At 59.9% G+C, this 18,380-nt stretch carries 14 protein-coding genes and 1 tRNA gene; 8 read left to right on the top strand and 7 right to left on the bottom strand.

Annotated elements, in window-relative coordinates:
• The first annotated feature begins 493 nt into the window (after nt 1–493).
• Nucleotides 494–2,446 (top strand): TonB-dependent receptor domain-containing protein, encoded by a 1,953-nt coding sequence (locus NRS07_RS03760; protein WP_259211317.1) that lies wholly within the window; start codon nt 494–496, stop codon nt 2,444–2,446.
• Between the two features lie 45 nt (nt 2,447–2,491).
• Nucleotides 2,492–3,511, top strand: coding sequence for an extracellular solute-binding protein (locus NRS07_RS03765; protein WP_259211318.1), 1,020 nt, complete (start codon nt 2,492–2,494; stop codon nt 3,509–3,511).
• A 67-nt stretch (nt 3,512–3,578) separates the two neighbouring features.
• Here the strand turns inward: NRS07_RS03765 and NRS07_RS03770 are convergent, their stop codons facing one another.
• Nucleotides 3,579–5,222 (bottom strand): iron ABC transporter permease, encoded by a 1,644-nt coding sequence (locus tag NRS07_RS03770; protein WP_259211319.1) that lies wholly within the window; start codon nt 5,220–5,222, stop codon nt 3,579–3,581.
• A gap of 85 nt (nt 5,223–5,307) precedes the next feature.
• Between NRS07_RS03770 and NRS07_RS03775 the strand changes: the two genes are divergently transcribed.
• From NRS07_RS03775 to NRS07_RS03785, 3 genes are all read left to right on the top strand, one after another.
• Entirely contained in the window at nt 5,308–6,366 is a 1,059-nt protein-coding gene (locus tag NRS07_RS03775; RefSeq protein WP_259211321.1) for an ABC transporter ATP-binding protein, read from the top strand.
• A gap of 614 nt (nt 6,367–6,980) precedes the next feature.
• On the top strand, nt 6,981–7,838 hold the full coding sequence (locus tag NRS07_RS03780; RefSeq protein ID WP_259211322.1) for a PstS family phosphate ABC transporter substrate-binding protein: 858 nt from the start codon (nt 6,981–6,983) through the stop codon (nt 7,836–7,838).
• Entirely contained in the window at nt 7,835–9,685 is a 1,851-nt protein-coding gene (locus NRS07_RS03785; RefSeq protein ID WP_259211323.1) for a bifunctional diguanylate cyclase/phosphodiesterase, read from the top strand. Before NRS07_RS03780 ends, NRS07_RS03785 begins: the two co-directional genes overlap by 4 nt.
• Nucleotides 9,686–9,889: 204 nt before the next feature.
• Here the strand turns inward: NRS07_RS03785 and NRS07_RS03790 are convergent, their stop codons facing one another.
• The 3 genes from NRS07_RS03790 to NRS07_RS03800 form a co-directional block, all read right to left on the bottom strand.
• Nucleotides 9,890–10,834, bottom strand: a complete 945-nt coding sequence (locus NRS07_RS03790) for a porin (protein WP_259211325.1) — start codon at nt 10,832–10,834, stop codon at nt 9,890–9,892.
• Nucleotides 10,835–11,429: 595 nt separating this feature from the next.
• Nucleotides 11,430–11,505, bottom strand: a tRNA-Phe gene (locus NRS07_RS03795).
• 74 nt (nt 11,506–11,579) lie between these two features.
• Nucleotides 11,580–12,146, bottom strand: coding sequence for a lipocalin family protein (locus NRS07_RS03800; RefSeq protein ID WP_259211326.1), 567 nt, complete (start codon nt 12,144–12,146; stop codon nt 11,580–11,582).
• Nucleotides 12,147–12,289: 143 nt separating this feature from the next.
• Here NRS07_RS03800 and epsC point away from each other — a divergent pair, with 143 nt between their 5' ends.
• Nucleotides 12,290–13,207, top strand: a complete 918-nt coding sequence (gene epsC, locus NRS07_RS03805; protein ID WP_259211327.1) for a serine O-acetyltransferase EpsC — start codon at nt 12,290–12,292, stop codon at nt 13,205–13,207.
• Nucleotides 13,208–13,253: 46 nt separating this feature from the next.
• Nucleotides 13,254–13,949, top strand: coding sequence for an alpha/beta fold hydrolase (locus NRS07_RS03810; protein ID WP_259211329.1), 696 nt, complete (start codon nt 13,254–13,256; stop codon nt 13,947–13,949).
• Here NRS07_RS03810 and NRS07_RS03815 read toward each other — a convergent pair.
• Nucleotides 13,946–14,836 (bottom strand): UV damage endonuclease UvsE, encoded by an 891-nt coding sequence (locus NRS07_RS03815; protein WP_259211330.1) that lies wholly within the window; start codon nt 14,834–14,836, stop codon nt 13,946–13,948. The two genes, NRS07_RS03810 and NRS07_RS03815, sit on opposite strands and share 4 nt — an antisense overlap.
• Before the next feature lie 191 nt (nt 14,837–15,027).
• Complete coding sequence (locus NRS07_RS03820; protein WP_259211331.1) at nt 15,028–15,915, bottom strand: CAP domain-containing protein; 888 nt, start codon at nt 15,913–15,915, stop codon at nt 15,028–15,030.
• 390 nt (nt 15,916–16,305) lie between these two features.
• On the opposite strand from NRS07_RS03820, the gene NRS07_RS03825 reads away from it, so the two are divergent.
• Nucleotides 16,306–17,658 carry a GGDEF domain-containing protein gene (locus NRS07_RS03825; RefSeq protein ID WP_259211332.1) on the top strand — a complete coding sequence of 451 codons (1,353 nt, stop codon included), beginning with the start codon at nt 16,306–16,308 and terminating at the stop codon, nt 17,656–17,658.
• A gap of 14 nt (nt 17,659–17,672) precedes the next feature.
• On the opposite strand, the gene NRS07_RS03830 is transcribed toward NRS07_RS03825, so the two are convergent.
• Nucleotides 17,673–18,179 carry a host attachment protein gene (locus NRS07_RS03830; RefSeq protein ID WP_259211333.1) on the bottom strand — a complete coding sequence of 169 codons (507 nt, stop codon included), beginning with the start codon at nt 18,177–18,179 and terminating at the stop codon, nt 17,673–17,675.
• Nucleotides 18,180–18,380: the final 201 nt, after the last annotated feature.

Below are 18,380 nucleotides of genomic sequence, written 5' to 3' on the forward strand. Positions count from 1 at the left end.
CGCCAGCAGTGAGGCCACATGTCAAGCGCCGATGAACGCAGCTGCCTGTAATGCCTGGTCATGTTCCGTTCAAAACGCCGATCTTGTCGCAGCGCGGCTTCATCGGGATTGTCGCACGGCCCGGTTGATCGGCCTGCACCACGCCGCCCTGCGCTTCTCTGTACGCCGCCAACACGCACGCAGCACCCATCCGTTGCTTATTGACATCCCTGCTATTGACGTGGAGCCGGCAGTGCCAATTGCAATATATAATGCAAATGATTCGCATTAAGAATTTCTCTCATTTGCGAAGCGCGAACGCACTCAAGCCACACTGCACCCAATGACCACTTGCAACAACAACCCCCGCATCCTCCGTACAACGCTCCGTCCACTGATCCTCGCTGTCCTGACCGTCTGCGCGTCCGTCGTATCGGCACAGGCCCAGAACACCGAGTCAGGTGAAATCGCCGTTCCCAGTGTGCGCGTGATTGGCTCCGCTGCCAATTTGCCCATGATCGCCGGTGCCGGCCAGATCATTGACGCCAAGACCCTGGAAACCAGCCGAGTATTTACCGCCAACGAAGCGCTGCGCAAAGTGGCTGGCGTAAATGTGCGAGATGAGGAAGGTTTCGGCCTGCGCCCGAATATCGGCATGCGCGGCCTGAACCCAACCCGCTCGACCAAGGTGACGCTGTTGGAAGATGGCATTCCGCTAGCCTACGCGCCGTACGGCGACAACGCCAGTTACTACCATCCGAACGTCGACCGCATACAGCGCATCGAGGTACTGAAAGGCGCTGGCTCGCTGCTGTTCGGCCCGCAGACCGTCTCTGGCGTGATCAACTACGTTACTGCGGCGCCGCCGATGGCGCCGGGAGGCTATGTCCAGGGCACCGTGGGCAACCGCGACTACGCCAACGGCAAGGTGCGCCTCGGCGGGCATGGCGCAGTCCTCGAATACTCGCGCAAGGAGGGCGAGGGTGCCCGTGACAACAATGAGCACAAGGTCGACGACCTGAACGTCAAGTACGTGCTCGAACTGGGCACCAACCACGTGCTGACCCTGCGCGCCAACCACCAGCGCGAGGACTCAAAGGTCACCTATTCGGGCCTGACCCAGGCCGAGTACGACCGCTTTGGGGCGCGCTACAATCCGTTCAAAAACGACCGTTTCGAGACTGCGCGCACCGGCCTGTCGGTTACCCAGGAATGGGAGTTCGGCCCCGGCAACACGTTGCAGACCAATGTCTACTACTCGAAGTTCGACCGCGACTGGTGGCGCCAGGCCAGCAACAGCCAGGACGCGCAGTGTGGCGCAGCCTTCAACGCTGCCCGCCTGGCCGGCAGCGTCGTCGACCCGGATCAGTGCGACTCGGTGCAAGGCCGCCTGCGCAATTACGAGACCTGGGGTGTCGAGCCGCGCCTGAACGTCAGGCATGCAATGGGAGAACTGCAGGCCGGCGTGCGCATCCACGGCGAAGAACAGCAGCGCCGCCAGATCAACGGCAAGTCGCCATTGGCACGCACTGGCACCCTTGCCGAATCGAACCTTCGCGAAACCCGCGCCTATTCAGCGTTCCTCTCGAACCGTTTCAATTTCGGCGCGCTTGATATCACCCCGATCGTGCGCCATGAGCGGATCGAGGCTGAGCGCACCAATCGCCTGAGCGGCGCGAACGGCGCGTCGACAGTCGAGGCCTGGATGCCTGGCGTCGGCCTGACCTGGAACCCGAGCTCGTCGCTGACCGTCTTCTCCAGCCTGCACAAGGGCTTTGCGCCGCAGCGTGTGGAAGACCTGGTAGGCAATGCCGGCACCGTGACCGAGGTGCCGGAAGAGCACTCGGCAAACTTCGAAGCCGGCCTGCGCGGTCAGCCGTGGACCGGCTCCAGCTTCCAGGTGGCCTACTTCAGGAACGATTACCGCAACCTCATCGCGGTTGGCTCGATCGCCGGCAATAGCACCCCGCTGTCGAATGGCCGGGCGCTGTTCTCTGGCCTCGAGGTATCTGGCCAGTCTGACCTGGGCAGGGGCATGTACGGACGCATGGCCTGGACCTGGCTGCCGATCGCGAAACAGGACGAGGCGTTCCGCAGCGTCGCGACCCGCGCGGTTATTGCCGGCAGTGCCGCCGGCAAGCGCCAGCCCTACGCGCCCAAGCACACGCTGACCTTGGCGGCCGGCATAGAGGCAGGTAGCTTGCGCACCGAACTCGAAGCGCAGCACGTGGGCCAGCAGTTCAGCGACTTCGCCAACACCGTGGCAGCATCGGCAGACGGGCAGACCGGACGGATCGGGTCGTACACAGTATTGAACGCGTCGGTCAACTATCGCTTTTCTGGCGCATATACCGCCTTCGTCACCGTGAAGAACCTGGCCGACAAGGAGTATATCGTCGACCGTACCCGTGGCATCCTGACCAGCATGCCGCGCCTGGTACAGGCCGGATTGCGCTACAACTTCTAATCCCGATGGCGCCCCTGTGCGCCGTCATTTTTAATTTTTGAGATTATGAAATCCGTGAAACTCTCGACTATTGCCTTACTGTACGTGTGTGCGTCCGGCGCTGTGCACGCGCAAGAAAAGGTGCTGAACCTGTATTCGGCACGCCATTACCAGACCGATGAGGCGCTGTATAGCGACTTCACCAAGCAGACCGGCATCAAGATCAACCGCATCGAAGCTGGCGAGAACGAGCTACTCGAGCGCATCAAGAACGAAGGCGCCAACTCCCCGGCCGACGTGTTCCTGACCGTGGATGCGGCGCGCCTGGCGAAGGCCGACGAACTGAACCTGTTCGGCAAAGTCAATTCCAAGCTGCTGGAGGCGCGTATTCCGGCCCACCTGCGCACCGAGGAATGGATCGCGTTTTCCACGCGCGCGCGCTTAATCGTGTACAACAAGCAAGCTGTCGCCCCCGCCGACGTGCAAAACTACGAAGACCTGGCAAACCCCAAGCTGGCCGGCAAGGTCTGCGTGCGTTCGGGCTCGCACCCATACAACCTGTCGCTCGGCGCCTCGCTGCTCGATCGCCTGGGCGAGAATAAAACCGAAGCCTGGGCCAAGGGCCTGGTTGCCAACTTCGCCCGCGCCCCCAAGGGCGGTGACACCGACCAGATCAAGTCGGTAGCGGCAGGCGAGTGCGGCGTGGCCATCGCCAACTCCTACTACCTGGCGCGCATGCTGCGCTCGACCAAGCCGGAAGACAAGAAGGTAATGGAATCGATCGGCGTGGTATGGCCGAACCAGAAAACCAGCGGCGCGCACATCAACGTGTCCGGTGGCGGCATGCTCAGGCACGCGCCGAACAAGCTGGCGGCGGTCAAGTTCCTGGAATACCTGGCATCGGACCAGGCCCAGGTGTATTTCGCTGACGGAAACAACGAGTGGCCAGTGGTTGCCACGGTGAAGCCGCAGAACCCGGCGCTCGAAGCGCTCGGCAAATACAAGGCCGAGACCATCAATGTCGGTACGTTGGGTAAGCTGCAGGCCAGGGTGCAGAAGATCTACGACCGGGCCGGCTGGAAGTAATCCACACGCCGATGCGATCGGCGCACCGTATCAAGAGCCTGCTCCGTTAAACCGGGGCAGGCTATTTTCACTTGGAGTGGCGGTCGCGCGCAATCTGGCGCGAAATCAGCAGCAGCGGCAACAGGCCCACCGCCACGATGGTCAGCGCTGGCGTGGCCGCTTCGATCAGCCGCTCGTCAGACGCGAGCATATAGGCTTGCGTGGCCAGGGTATCGAAGTTAAACGGGCGCATCACCAAGGTGGCTGGCAATTCCTTCATCACGTCGACGAAGACCAGCAAGCCGGCCGTCAGCAGACTGCCACGCACCAGCGGCAAGTGGATCTTCCACAGTGTGGCGCCATGGCCGTAGCCAAGCGAACGCGCGGCGTCGTCCATGCTCGGTTTGACCTTGGTGAGGCCCGCCTCCACCGCCTGCAGCGAGACGGTCAGGAAGCGCACCAGGTAGGCGTACACCAGTGCGGCAATGCCGCCAGTGAGCAGCAGGCCGGGATGACGGCCCGTGAGTTCGGCGATGGCCACACCAAGCCAGGTATCGAGGCGCGTGACTGGGATCAGCACGCCAACCGCGATGACCGAGCCGGGCAGGGCGTAACCCAGGCCAACAATGCGCGTCACCACGCGCGGCAGCAGATGGCGGCTGGCCCGCACCGCGTAGGCCAGCAGCAGGGAGATTGCGACCGCTGCGACTGCCGTGCCCAGCGCCAGCACGAAGCTGTTGCGGCCCAACTGCACGAAGCGCGCGCCGAACTGGGCGTCGCCGCCGGTGAATGACATGTGCAGCAGGGTACCCACCGGGATCAGCAGACCGAGCGTCAGCGGCAGTGCGCACACCAGTACGGCGCCCAGCGCGCGCAGGCCATGCAGACGCTGCGGCGGCGTGTTGCGGCGCTGCGCGCCGGTGACGTGAAAGCGCGCCCGCCCGCGGCTGAAGCGTTCCAGCACCACCACCACTGCTACGAAGGCCAGTAGCACGGCGGACAGCTGGGCCGCCGCCACCCGGTCGCCAAACGAAAACCAGGCGCGGTAGATGCCGGTGGTGAAGGTCTGAACGCCAAAGTACGATACCGCGCCGTAATCGGCCAAGGTTTCCATCAGAGCAAGCGAGGTGCCAGCAACAATCGCTGGTCGCGCCATTGGCAGCGAGATGCGGTAAAAACTCCGCCACGGCCCCAGGCCAAGCGATCGACCGACTTCCACCATGCTGCTGGCGCGCTCGAGAAAAGCGGCACGCGCCAGCAGGTAGACATAGGGGTAGAACACGAATATGAACATCAGCAGGGCGCCACCACTGGTGCGGATGTCAGGAAGGCGAAATTGCGATGGCTTGATGCCCAGGCCCTCGCGCATCCAGGTTTGCACCGGCCCGACGAACTGCAGCAGGTCGGTATAGGTGTACGCCATCACGTAGGCGGGTACCGCCAGCGGCAGGATCAGCGCCCATTCGAACAAGCGGCGTCCGGGAAAGTCGGTCATGCTGACCAGCCAGGCAGTCGGCACGCCGACCAGAATCACGCCCACCGATACGCCGAGGCAGAGCATTAGCGTGGTAGCCACATACTCGGTCAGCACGGTATCGACCAGGTGGCGCCACACTTCATTGGTTCCCCCGACCAGCAGACTGCCCACGATACTGAAGATCGGCAGGGCGATCAGCAGCGCGACCGTAAACGCCTGTACGGTGAGGAAAGACCAGCCGGATTTGTTGGACATCGTGAGGAAGAATGGCGCTGCGCGGCGTCAGGTGAGTGCTGTTGAGAATGAGAATTATAATGGATGCCCTTTATGGAGTTGCCCTATGTCGGTTATTGAGCTGAACAATATTGACTATTCCCACGGCCGTCATGCCGTGGTCAACGGCCTCTCGCTGCGGCTCGAGCCCGGTTCGGTCGGCTGCCTGCTGGGTCCATCCGGTTGCGGGAAGACCACCGTATTGCGCTGCATTGCCGGCTTCGAGCAGGTCAGCGGCGGTGAAGTATGGATCGACGACGTTCTGGTCAGCAGCGCCAAAGTGCACATGCCGGCCGAACGGCGCCGTGTCGGCATGGTGTTCCAGGATTACGCACTGTTCCCGCACATGACGGTTGCCGATAACGTCGCTTTCGGCTTGCGCGAACTGGCGGGCGGCGAGCGGCGCGCCCGGGTCGCCGACCTGCTGGAGACGGTCGGCCTGGCGCGTGAAGGAGGGCGCTATCCACATGAGCTGTCTGGCGGCCAGCAGCAAAGGGTCGCTCTGGCGCGCGCTCTGGCGCCGCGCCCGCGCCTGCTGCTACTCGACGAGCCGTTTTCCAACCTCGACGTGGAACTGCGTGAGCGCCTGGCGCTCGAAGTGCGCACCATCCTGCGCCACGAGGGCACTACCGCCATCATGGTCACGCACGACCAGCACGAAGCGTTCGCCATGGCCGACGAAGTCGGCATCATGCATGAAGGGCGTATCCAGCAGTGGGACCGCCCTTACGAGCTCTATCACCGGCCGATCAACCGCTTCGTGGCGGACTTTGTCGGCCAGGGGGTATTCCTGCCGGGCAAAATGCTCGGCGATAACCAGGTCAATATCGAACTGGGCACGCTCTACAGCAGCAAGCTGTCGGGTGATGGCGGACGAGGGCGCGGCCAGCGGGTTGAAGTGCTGCTGCGGCCCGACGACATTATCCATGACGATGCCAGCCCACTACAGGCCGAGGTGGTGGCCAAAGCCTTCCGCGGCGCAGAGTTCCTGTACACCCTGCGACTGGGCAGCGGGGCACAGGTGTTGTCGCTGGTACCCAGCCATCACGATCATGCGCTGGGAGAGTCCATCGGGATTCGCGTGGCGGTGGATCACGTGGTGGTGTTTCAGGCTGCGCTTGCCTGAGTAGGCTCAGGAGAGGAGGGCAGCGCCTGGGCGCTTGCTGCCCGAGGCCAAGCTTCGTCGGGGCGTTACCCATACCCAACAGGCTTCGGTCCTGCTGACGCATCATGCCGCGGTCTTAGCGCGCTCGAACGATACTCTTTGTTGTGGGCAGTTTAACCAGGCTTTATTGAATCACCACTGATAGCGGCAACGCCAACCACAGAAAGCGGCGCTAGTCGAGCAAGCTGCAGCAGTAGCCCCGTCGAGGCAAGAGCGAGCCGACGTCCTGACGCACGTGGTCGGCTCACGAAACCACTTTCCGTCGCCTGATTAATAAAAAAATACAAACTAATCGCGTCGCGGCTGTGTACGCGAGCAAACGCGCCGATGTGTTTTAACTACAGCAAAGCAATCGACCTTGCGTATTTCACATAAGCAACTTATTATCGGTTAGCGAAATAATGACTTCAGGTTGCCCATTTCTCCAAGGTTTCCCAGCAGGTAGGCAGGGTATGTTGCCAGATTGATAGCGTCAGTCCTGCTGCGGTTAAAGCTCGCCAAGTCAACGCTCCCGTTCTGACCGTCAAACCAGGACTCTGCAACTGCAGACAACAACGCTATTTTAGGATGCAGCCATGCCACGCTTATCTATCCGATCATTGAAAAAAATGTATGTCACCCTGATTGTGGGAGCCGTATCAGGGCTTGTTTCGATCGGAGTCCATGCCGCTGATGAGTCGAAACAACTCCTGGTCGGTGGAACAGGCTCAGCGCTGTGCACCATGCAGAAGCTAGCGGACGGCTTTGAAAAAGCCAATCCAGAAATCCAGGTCAAAGTTCTTCAGAGTCTTGGTAGCGGGGGAGGGATCAAAGCCCTGATGGCCGGCAGGCTTACTGTAAGTGTAAGTTCCCGGCCCCTAACCGAATCTGAAATACTTAACGGTTTGTTGAGTCAGGAAATTGCTAGAACACCCTTTGTATTCGCTGTTCACTCAAAAACTCCTGCAAGCAATATGACACTAGGCCAGGTCGCTGCAATGTACGCCGGCAAAACAAAGACATGGTCAGACGGCACGACCGTTCGCCCTGTGCTAAGGCCGATCAGTGATATTGATACCGATACTGTACGAAAGATGTCCGCTGAGCTCGATCAGGCGATTCAGTCAGCGCATCAGCGTGAGGGTAAAAATATCGCTATTACAGATACCGACGCAGCTGATGAGCTGGAGCGAATTCCTGGTTCAATTGGAACATCGGCGCTGGCATTGATAGCCTGCGAAGAAAGGCGGGTCAAGGTGCTAAAGGTAAATGGAATAGAGCCTAATAAGTTAAATCTGGTAAACATTCAATATCCGCATATGAAATCGATTTACCTTATAGTGAACAAGAATGCCCCTTCTATTGCGCAAAAATTCGTTAAATATATTAATTCGACCGCAGGATCGAAAATTATAATGAGTAATGGAAACCTGGCTTCCGCGTCGAGCAAATGAAGCCGGATAAGAGTGATTCACGACTGACCAAACTTATTGCCGCTGTGGCATATAGCGTCGCAGTTTTGGTGACGATTTCGATACCGTCGATTTATTTTGCCGCTCAGTACAAAGATGTGACAGGCTCAGTCAGAACGCTAAGCACGATCTACGGATCGCTGGTGACGAAAGCCATCAATAAGAACCCGGTAATGTGGCGCTTCGAAGAGCATAAGCTCATGGCGCTGGTCGAGGAGAACGCTGCGGCGGATGCGTCGTTCATCAGGTACGCCGTTCTGGACCTCGGTCGCAATCCAATTGTGCGCAGTTCGCAGAAGCCACTCCCATGGCCCGTTATCGATCATGAAAAGGAGCTATACGATTCGACAACTCTGGTGGGTTATTACAAAGTCGAACAATCGATCCAGCCACTTCTGGCAAAGACCATGTGGGCGCTGCTCGGCGGAGCAATACTTGGGCTGCTGGTAGCGCTTACGTTAAAATATTTGCCGCTTCGTGCATTAATGCAGTCGCAACAGCGTCTAATGCATCTGGCACATCACGATGTTCTGACTGGCTTGCCTAATCGTGCCTTGCTAAACGATAGGCTCGAGCAGGCTATTTCGCATGCGAAGCGATATGATCGATACGTCACAGTTGTTTTTATCGATCTCGACAATTTCAAGCATATTAACGATAGCTTGGGTCATGATACGGGCGACGAGTTGCTTCGGCAAGTTGCTGATCGATTGCAGCGATCAGTTCGTGGAACCGATACGGTGGTCCGACTTGGGGGCGATGAATTCGTCATTATCCTGTTTGACCAGCCGGATCAAAATGAACCGGTTACGGGCACTATCGTCAGGATGCGGGATAAAATTGCAGAGCCAATGCACATTGGAGCGCAAATCCTGCAAATTACTCCAAGCATGGGGATCGCCAACTATCCAGGCGATGGCGAAGACGTCAATACGTTGCTCAAGAACGCAGACGCGGCTATGTATCAAGCAAAAGACCTCGGGAGAAATAATTTCCAGTTCTATACACATGAGATGAACCGCAAAATGCAGGAGCGAATTTTCCTGAAGGAAGGCCTTGTAAAGGCACTGAAAGGCGACGAATTCGTTCTTGTATACCAGCCTCAGGTCGATCTCCGGTCCAAGGAAATAGTTGGCGTCGAAACGCTCATTCGATGGAAGCATCCGGAACGCGGTCTCATTCCTCCGGTGGAATTCATACCTATGGCGGAAGAAACCGGCATGATCGTTCAGATTGGAGCATGGGTTCTACACACGGCGTGCCAACAGAACAAGGCTTGGCAGGATGCGGGGCTGGCTCCTATCAAAATGTCCGTTAACGTGTCACCACGGCAGTTCCGAGAAAAAGACTTTGTCGCCTGTGTGAAATCAGTACTGGAAAGTACCAAAATGGAACCGCGGTATCTCGAGTTGGAGATTACTGAAAGCCTTATTATGGATAATGTCGAGCGGGCCGTTGTAACCATGAACGAGCTTAATGCAATAGGTGTCCAGCTCTCTATTGATGACTTCGGAACGGGTTACTCAAGCCTGAGCTCGCTTAAGCACTTTCCTGTTGCACGGTTAAAGATCGACCGATCGTTTGTAAAAGGGTTGCCGGGAGATAAAGATGACAACGCCATTGCAATGGCTGTCATTGCCCTCGGTCACCGTTTGAATTTGAAAATCGTAGCCGAAGGCGTCGAAACCGAGCAGCAGCTCGGTTTCTTATGTGATAACGAATGTGATGAGATGCAGGGGTATCATTTTAGCAAGCCCATATCAGCGGCAGAAATCTTCGAAATGATGACAGCTGCGCGCGATACGCCCCATGAAGCAATAGCTGTATAAGATACAGTCTTTTTTTGAAAAACCAGGCTGTCAAGAAGTTTTCGTACTAAGCTCGCGACAACGACATCTTTTTAAGACATGAATTTTCTTGGGAAGGCCGCCGTGTACTGTGACAGGGCAGCCTGAGATACACCTTGAGTGCCGGATAATCTAGTCGTAATCGCGCTCGAGCCGGCTGGGCACCGACTCCACCCGTCTTGCGCGTTAAAACTTGTGGGACAAGCCAAGCTGAATTGACGTCAGAGACTTGACGCGCTCGCGTCCGGCATAGGCATATAAGTCGGTGCGTTTTGACAGGTGATAATCATAACCGATGCCCAATTCCTTGACTGTATTGAGGTTGCTGACCCGGCTGTTGCTCTGCGTCTGATTGCCGTACCCGGCTTTCGCATCGCCCTGACCGATGGTATAGACCAAGCCCACCAGGTAGCTGTTGAAAGTGCCGGTAGTGCCGACTCCGGTGTCGCCCTTTGAGTACGCTGCGGTCACTTTCGCCGGACCAATCTTGTAACCGCCACCCACAACCCACAGTGTCGGCTCGACCAGCGTCGCCATGGTCTGCACTGTGCTCTCGTAACCAGCGTGCATGCTGATCGGGCCGTTATCGTAGGTTGCCAGCACGCCGAAACCACTGTGAGCGCCCGTCACTTCGCTTGCCACCGCTTGTGCGCTTATTACCAGGCCGCTGAGCGAAGGGCTTACATAGGTCAGCGAATTGCTGACGCGCGAGACGCCGACGCCACCTCGCATCATCGCTTCATTGACCTTGCCAACGACGCCGTCGGTGGCGAACGGTTCGACCCGGTTTTGTGCGCTATCAACCAGGTTTTTGGTACGCCCGAGGTACGCGGTACCGAATCCGCCTCGTACTCCAACGTTGGCTTGGCGCTCGAACAGTGCACCCTTATGCGCACCAGTGTCGGCCAAAATTTCGATTTCGAGATTGAATACCGCCGACAAGCCCCCGCCAAGGTTTTCGACCCCGCGAATGCCGAGACGTGATGCATGGTTTTCACGCACGATTAACGTCTTGCCAGAGGTCTTGGCTAAGCCAAGGTCGACCAAGCCGTAAATACTCATGCTCGACTGGGCCTGTGCATTTGCAGCGAAGGAGAAGAGCATGAGTGCTGCAAAATGCTTTTTTTTCATTTATGTACTTCTTTGATATTGGTGAATCGTTAATGCCGTCTGCTGCAAAGGGCGGAAGAGGGTTTTAATGCGAAATGCCTGCCCGTGCCGAATAAATGATTCTCGCATGCACAATTTCTTAAAGTCAAAATTATTCAGGCCGCACGTGTGCATTTTTTGGTATTCAAAAGAAACCTTGACGCTGAACCATAACGGTCATCTGCATGAGGTGGCGGTTCTACAACGGCACACCCAGGGCTTGGGTGGTACTGATGCGGCAATGCCAACGGTTACCTTAAGCTGCGTCCTCGGGGATTGCAAAAGAGCTGAGATCGGTTGCTGAGCCCGAAATTGATTGAACACGAGGATATGAATCCTGAAACGACATTCCTTGCTCAGTGGGAAGGGACGGCGACCTACGGACGTTTTTTGAACGATCTAGTCATTTGAAGTCGTGGCTGAAGCGTTAGAAGCTGGGCGCAACGCACGCCAAGACGATTCGGCCGTTTTAGGAACTGGTGCAAGACGCGCCGGAAATAGACCGGACACGAAGAATTTCTGTTCCACAAACAACAACGCCAACCGGTGAGGGTTGGCGTCTTGCAAGATAATTTCTTGGTGGCCCGGGGCGGAATCGAACCACCGACACAAGGATTTTCAATCCTCTGCTCTACCAACTGAGCTACCAGGCCAAGGGCTCGCATTCTATCACAAGCGGCAACCCGGCGGTAGTACCCGGAACGAAGGGGGGCGACCATTCACGCGCTTATTGCGCCTGCTTGGTGAGCTCGAGCCGGTTCAGGTCCAGGCCCTGTGCTTGCAGTCGGCCGAGCAGGGCATTGTAGGATGCCGGGTCGACCTTGGGCGTGCGCGCCAGGATCCACAGGTAGTCGCGCTGGGGTTCGCTGACCGCCGCCAGCTGGTAGTCGGCGTCGAGGTCGATCACCCAGTAGTCGCCCCAGACCATCGGCAGAAACGACAGAATGGCAGGTGCGAAGCGCACTTCCAGCTTTGGCGAGGCCGGCCCCTCGGGCTGGCGCGCGACGCCGCTGGCGACATTGTCGTTGCCGTCCGCTAGGCGGCAGCGGTTGATGACGTCGATCCGGCCGTCGTCGCGCGCGCGATAGGTGGCGGTCGTGAATCCAATGCATTTTTTCTGGAAGCTGTTCGGGAATTTGGCGATTTCGTACCAGGTTCCCATGTAGCGCTTGGCGTCGAGCGTGGCGATGGTGGCAAGCGGCTGGGTAGCGGCGGGTGCGGCGGCGGCAGGCTGGGCCTGGACCGCGATCAGCAGGGCCAGCGGGGCAAGTAAGGCAAGTAAGGCAGTGTGCATGACGGTGTTCCCAGAATGGTCGAGTAGACATGGTAGTCATCGATGCCGATCCGGGCCGCACGGCAGCTGGCCGTGCGGCGTTCATCTACCCAAGTGTGATTCGCATCGTTCCCATGCGGCGCCAGATCGGGTAGGCTCGCTGGATGAATAACGACTTTCCACATTCCACCGGCTCCGTGCAATGGCAGCTCGGTCCTATCATCGACGCACTGCGCACCTCGCGCGAGTCGACCCACAACATTCGCCACCAGGGACGCGTCCGCGAACTGCCCTCGCGCGAGGTCTTGACGCAGGTAGTCAATGGCGTGTCGGCGGCGCTGTTTCCTACCCATTACGGACGGCCTGACCTGAACGACGAGAGCATCGATTATTTTGTAGGCGACACGCTTAACGTGACCCTCGACCGGCTGGTCGAACAAGTGCGGCGGGCGCTGCGCTTTTCGCCGCAGTTCGCAGAAGACCAGGAGCCGGTGCTGGCGCAGCGCGCGCGCGCCATCACGCACGAGTTCGCGCGCAGCCTGCCGGCGATCCGCGCGCTGCTGGTGTCAGACGTACAAGCCGCCCTGGGAGGCGATCCGGCTGCCAGTTCGGTGGCCGAGATCATGCTGTGCTACCCCGGCACCATCGCGGTCTTGTACCACCGGCTGGCGCACTGCCTGCACCGCCTCGGCGTGCCGTTTCTGGCGCGCCTGGTTGCCGACATCGCGCATTCGCTCACCGGCATCGACATCCATCCGGCAGCAACCATTGGCGGCAGCTTCTTTATCGACCATGGCACCGGCGTCGTCATCGGCGAAACCGCCATCCTCGGCGAGCGCGTGCGCCTGTATCAGGCGGTGACGCTGGGCGCTAAGCGTTTTCCGGTGGACGCCAGCGGCGCACTGGTCAAGGGGGCACCGCGCCACCCGATCGTCGAGGACGACGTCGTCATCTATGCCGGTGCCACCATCCTTGGCCGCATCACGGTGGGGGCCGGATCTACCATCGGCGGCAATGTCTGGCTGACGCAAAGCGTGCCGCCGGGCAGCAACGTCTCGCAGGCCCAGTCGCGCAATACCTGAGGCATTGCCAGGCTGGCCGGAACGCGCGCTTTGCTATCATGGCGCGATGTCACTCCTCCTTGTTCCCGGCTATATGCTCGACGAGACGCTCTGGGACGACGTCAGCCAGGGACTCGGCAAGTTCGGGCCGCTGGCGCACGCCGATTTGCGTCATGATGCCACCATCGAAGGCATGGCCGCCCGGGCGCTGGCCAGCGCCGCACCCAGTTTCATTCTGGTCGGCTTTTCGCTGGGCGGCTATGTCGCCCGCGAGATCGTGCGCCTGGCCCCCGGGCGCGTGCGGGCCCTGGTCCTGATTGCCACCTCGACCCGGCCCGACTCGCCCGCGCTGCGGCATAGCCGCGCCACGGTCGGCAAGGCCGCAGCGTCGGTGTCATTCTCGGGATTGAGCCGCACGGCGATTGCCACCTCGCTGCACCCGAAACAGCGCGACAACCTGGCCATGATCGAGCGCGTGCGCGCGATGGGCATGGGCCTGGGCGGCGAGGTATTCCGGCGCCAGTCGGCACTGGAGCGCGCGGGCGACCGCGATCGGCTGCACGAGATCGGCTGCCCGACCCTGGTGATCGCGGCCGGGCAGGATCGGCTGCGCAGCCGCGCCGAGTCCGACGAGCTCCACGCCGGCATTCCGGGAGCCGACTATGTCGTAATCGAAGATAGCGGCCATATGCTGCCGATCGAGGCGCCCGCGCAGTTGCTCGCGGCCATGCTGCCCTGGCTCGATCGGATCGCGCCAGGCTAGGCGGGTGTGCCCATCGACCAGGCGCGCAGGCCGCGGATCGCTTCTTCTTTGAGCTTGGCCTCGATCTCGATATACGGCGCGGCAAGGTAGGACGAAGGCATGACAGAGATGAGATCGGAATGCTGGCGGTCGTTGAAGCTTTCGCGCCCATTCGAGATATGTACCAGCTGGTGGGCCGGATTGGCCCAGGTTGCGCGCGCCTTGCGCAGCATGGCGCCGACGCTGGGGTCTTCGTAGCTCGACAGCTTCGCATGCACGATATGGTGGTGGGCATCGAACACCATCGGCACGCTAGAGCGCATGCAGATGTCGTGAATTTCGTCGGCGCCGTAGGCGTATTCGTCGTTTTCCAGCCCGAGGCGGCAGCGAATGCCGTCGGGTAGCAGCGCAATGCGTTCGACCAGCGCATCTGCGCGTTGGCCCTTGCCCCCATGCACCTCTAACAGCGCCCACGGCGAGCGCGGCTGTTCGAGCAGGTCCATGATCTCGGCATGCATCTGCAGGATCTTGATACTGTTGGCCACGACGCCCTCCGAATCCGAGCTGAGCACCACGAATTGGTCGGGGTGCATCACCAGCCGGATGCCGAGATCAAGCGCGCGCCGGCCGGAGCGCCCCAGGGTGGTGGCAAACGGAGCCAGCACGGCGCGGCCGATGTCTTCATCGGCGAAGGGGAAGATCGACGACGGAATGCGGTACAGCCCGATTTTTTCGGCCAGGCAATAGGCCAATGCCTTGTCAAAGGTCTGGATATTGTCGCGGTAAATGTCTTCGAGGATGCGGCGCTGCCCTTCGTCGGACTGCTCGAGCAGTCGCTTGCGGGTGACCGTGCGGTAGCGGACGTCTTTCGACGAGGTGATGCAGACGAGGCCGAGCTCAGGAGGCATGGTGGCTGTCGCGCCAGGCGAAAAAGAGAGTGTGCCCCGCAAGGGGAGGAGTGAGCGCCGGTGCACGGAAAAAAGGCCGCGCCCTTGCTGCGTTCATGGAAAGTCTATCCGAATCGCGCGGCCAGGGCTGCACGGCAGCTGCTGCCACAGGGACAAACCATGGGCGAAGACCAGCGCCTGGCGTTGCCGCTTTAGCGGCGGCGCCCGAACACCTGGGTCCAATAGATGAGTCCGGCGCGATGCTCGCTGGCCATGCCGTAGGCGGCGCCCATCTCGGTGAATCCGGGGTTCATGATGTTGGCGCAATGGCCGGGGCTATCGAGCCAGCCGGCGACGACTTCTTCTGGTGTGCGCTGGCCGAACGCAATGTTCTCGCCCACGCGCTGCCACTGGTAGCCGGCGCGCCGGGCCCGTTCGGCGGCGGTACTGCCATCCTTGGCCTGGTGGCTGAAATAGCGCAGCGCCGCCATGTCGCGGCTGTGTGCCAGGGCCGCTTGCCCCAGCTCCGGGTCCCAACGCAGCGGCGCCGAGGGCGGGTAGGCCTGGGTGCCGCAGGTGCGTTTGCTGGCACGCGCCGCATTGACCCGGGCCAGGATCGCCTGGCCGGCGTCGCGCCAGTCTGGATACAGGGCAGAGGGTAGCGGTGGCGACGGACGGGCGAGCAGGACCGTCCAGGTATTGCCCTCGCGATAGCTGCCGACCGCCGAGAAGCGGGGGTTCAGCAGCGTCTTGCAGTATTTTTCCTGTAACACCGTCATGGCATCGGCCGCAGTCTGTGGGCCGGTGACGCTGACGGTCTCGGCATGGTCGGCGGCGTAGCCGGCGCGTTCCAGGGCTGCCTCGATAAAGGTAGCAGGCCCGATGCGCACGCGCGCCAGTGCCGGGGGCGTGGTGAGTGCATCCACCGGGGCGACGGCGCGGCCGCCGCAGGTGCCGGGTGCCTTGCGGTAGGCATTGACCAGGCTGGTCAATGCTTCGGCGCGGTTCGCTGGCAATGGCGCGGCAGCAGCCTGGCTCGGACTGGAAGACGCGAGCGCGAGCAGGGGCAGGAGCAGGAACGGGAGGAAATGTGCCGCCAATGTCGGATCAGACTTTTCTGACAAATGCTGTCTCAAAAGTAAAGGCGCCATCCGAAGGCGGCGTCGGACCGGTGCCCGATTATACCGCCGCTTTATTCGATTCCTTGCCGGGGAAACCACCGGCTCGGCTGCTACAGTACAGCGTGTCACCGGCGCAACAGAAAGAGTGTTGTGAAACCGGAACATCAGGTGAATCTGCGTGGTACGCGGCAACAGAACCAGCTTTGTTATGCAAAATTCATCAGGAGAATTCCCTGAGTGCATGTTAATAGTGCATGATTGCGTTACGTTAAATAGAACACCCGGACTGCTGGTACAGCAGGTGCGTGTTCGCGCGCGGCGATGACAACTCGCGGCGAATAATGAGCGATGAATGAAAGCTGACAAGACATGACGATCGACGTGCCGCTTTACAAGAACAAGGTATTGTTCTTGTCTCAGAACTTTTTCATCAAGGACAATCGGTCCGAGTTGCTCCTGTGCGCGCACAAATACGATTTCGACATTCTTTTCTTCAGCGAAGTCAGCAGTTTTGTCGCCGCGGTTGAAAGCGACCAGTGCAAGGGCCTGCACGTCATTGACCTGGATGCCCTGCATACCATGCAGGCAGACATGCAGGACAGCCGCAAGACCCTGATGCTGGGTGAACTGCTGCAGCGTCTGCCGAGCGAACAGAACTATGTCTACCTGCAGAGTGCGCGCCAGGGGAGTCGCTTCCTGCTGCAGCAGCGCCTGGTGGACAGCAATTGCCTGGCCTATGCCGAGAAGCCGATCGCCAACGACGTCCTGGTCGACAAGCTGTTCAACCTGTTTGTCCAGCAAAAGCGCGGCGACATGATCCGCCTGGTTTACCTGGGCGAGCTCGGTGACCTGGATCCGGCGCAGTTGCTGTGCGAGCGCATCGAAGTGACCCAGCACCTGGATGCCCAGACCCTGCATTTGCGGGTCAAGGAGCTGCAGCCCGATATCGTGCTCATCACGGACGCCGAATTCACGCGTACCGAGTCGCTGGTGCGGGTACTCAGGAAGAACATGGAGGCAGACCCGGTACGCGAAATCGCCCTGTTGCAGATGCAGCCGGACCCGGTGCTGACGCGGCGTGCGCTGGCCAGCGGTTTCGATGCGATCATACCGATGGGCGATGCGGGCCTGCTGGCGGCGCAGCTGATCAACCGGGCCAGCAAGATCCGTATCAGCCGCGATCTGATTGGCAAGGATCGCGCCACCGGCCTGCTCAACAAGGTCGGCTTGCAGAAGAAGGCGCAGGAACTGATCCGGCGCGCGGGACTGGAGTCGCGCCCGCTGGCGTTCGGCGTCATTGACATCGACAAGTTCAAGACCATCAATGATACTTGGGGCCATTATTTCGGCGACATCGTGATCAAGCGCCTGTCGTTGACGCTGGCATCACAGGTCGGCGAGTCGGACCTGCTCAGCCGTTTCGGCGGTGAAGAATTCGTGGTCGTGTTCTGGGATTGCACGCTCGAACAGGGGCAAGCGAAGCTCGATGCCATGCGCCAGGCCTTCGGCGCCATTGCGTTCGAGGTCGGCACCGGCGAGCTGCGCCATTTCTCCTTCAGCGGCGGGGTTGCATCCTATCCCGAGTACAAAAGCGAGAATGAGTTATTTTTGCAGGCGGACGCGATGCTGTACCAGGCCAAGCAGGGCGGACGCAACCAGATCTGCACCGGCTCGTCCGGACAAGCAACAAAAACGCCAACCGCATCGGTTGGCGCTGGCTGACGGGGCGCTAGCGATTATTCAGCCTTCGCCGCCTGTGTGTGCAAGTGCTCGCGCAGTTCCTGCGCGTTGGAATGCGTATAGTCCTTGTTGAACTCGGACTTGATCAAGCCTTTTACCTGCGCGTCCATATGTTGGCGCAAGGTTCCCAGGAATTCGGGCGAGGCGGCAATGATCAATTGTTGATAGCTGCCGTCCTGGTGTGCTTTCAGCAGGTAATCGGAGACATCTCTGGCAAACAGTTCGGCCTGGTGCTGGGCCGGCGTTTGCGCAGGCTGGTACAGCTTGTTTGGCGCCCCGGCCTTGGCATTGTGGGCCATGCCGGCGCCCTCGTGGCCGCCGATGCTGTGGCGACTGCCCGCCGCGGCGGTGGGGCCAAGTTTATCGGTCTCGGTATCCTGGGTGCGCATCTGCGCTCCCGAACTGATCATGTCTTTGATTTCCTGCAAAGGCTTGGCCGGATCAGACTCCGCGAAGAATCGTGCGCGGCCTGCGTTGGCCGAGAGAATCCAGGTCGTTGGCATGCTACCCCCTGTCAGAATGTTGCATTGTTGTATGTGCGTTCCGCCGCGGCGCCAGGCGTCGGCAGCTGGAACGGCGTTCCGCGAAGGAACCGCGATCGCCCCCTATCCAGCCCCTTGACAGGGCCGGGCGCTGGTCGACCAGGCTAAACCCGAGTATAGCCTCGGTTCCAGAACCCCGGCGCACCAACACCGTCGTGCCGT

This window comes from Massilia sp. H6, assembly GCF_024802625.1.
GTDB lineage: Bacteria > Pseudomonadota > Gammaproteobacteria > Burkholderiales > Burkholderiaceae_D > Telluria.

What these genes read in the sequence shown, in the direction of transcription:
- NRS07_RS03760 (WP_259211317.1), top strand. Translation starts at nt 494, where the DNA reads ATGATCGCCGGTGCCGGCCAGATCATTGACGCCAAGACCCTGGAAACC.
- NRS07_RS03765 (WP_259211318.1), top strand. Translation starts at nt 2,492, where the DNA reads ATGAAATCCGTGAAACTCTCGACTATTGCCTTACTGTACGTGTGTGCG.
- NRS07_RS03770 (WP_259211319.1), bottom strand. Translation starts at nt 5,222, where the DNA reads ATGTCCAACAAATCCGGCTGGTCTTTCCTCACCGTACAGGCGTTTACG.
- NRS07_RS03775 (WP_259211321.1), top strand. Translation starts at nt 5,308, where the DNA reads ATGTCGGTTATTGAGCTGAACAATATTGACTATTCCCACGGCCGTCAT.
- NRS07_RS03780 (WP_259211322.1), top strand. Translation starts at nt 6,981, where the DNA reads ATGCCACGCTTATCTATCCGATCATTGAAAAAAATGTATGTCACCCTG.
- NRS07_RS03785 (WP_259211323.1), top strand. Translation starts at nt 7,835, where the DNA reads ATGAAGCCGGATAAGAGTGATTCACGACTGACCAAACTTATTGCCGCT.
- NRS07_RS03790 (WP_259211325.1), bottom strand. Translation starts at nt 10,834, where the DNA reads ATGAAAAAAAAGCATTTTGCAGCACTCATGCTCTTCTCCTTCGCTGCA.
- NRS07_RS03800 (WP_259211326.1), bottom strand. Translation starts at nt 12,146, where the DNA reads ATGCACACTGCCTTACTTGCCTTACTTGCCCCGCTGGCCCTGCTGATC.
- epsC (WP_259211327.1), top strand. Translation starts at nt 12,290, where the DNA reads ATGAATAACGACTTTCCACATTCCACCGGCTCCGTGCAATGGCAGCTC.
- NRS07_RS03810 (WP_259211329.1), top strand. Translation starts at nt 13,254, where the DNA reads ATGTCACTCCTCCTTGTTCCCGGCTATATGCTCGACGAGACGCTCTGG.
- NRS07_RS03815 (WP_259211330.1), bottom strand. Translation starts at nt 14,836, where the DNA reads ATGCCTCCTGAGCTCGGCCTCGTCTGCATCACCTCGTCGAAAGACGTC.
- NRS07_RS03825 (WP_259211332.1), top strand. Translation starts at nt 16,306, where the DNA reads ATGACGATCGACGTGCCGCTTTACAAGAACAAGGTATTGTTCTTGTCT.
- NRS07_RS03830 (WP_259211333.1), bottom strand. Translation starts at nt 18,179, where the DNA reads ATGCCAACGACCTGGATTCTCTCGGCCAACGCAGGCCGCGCACGATTC.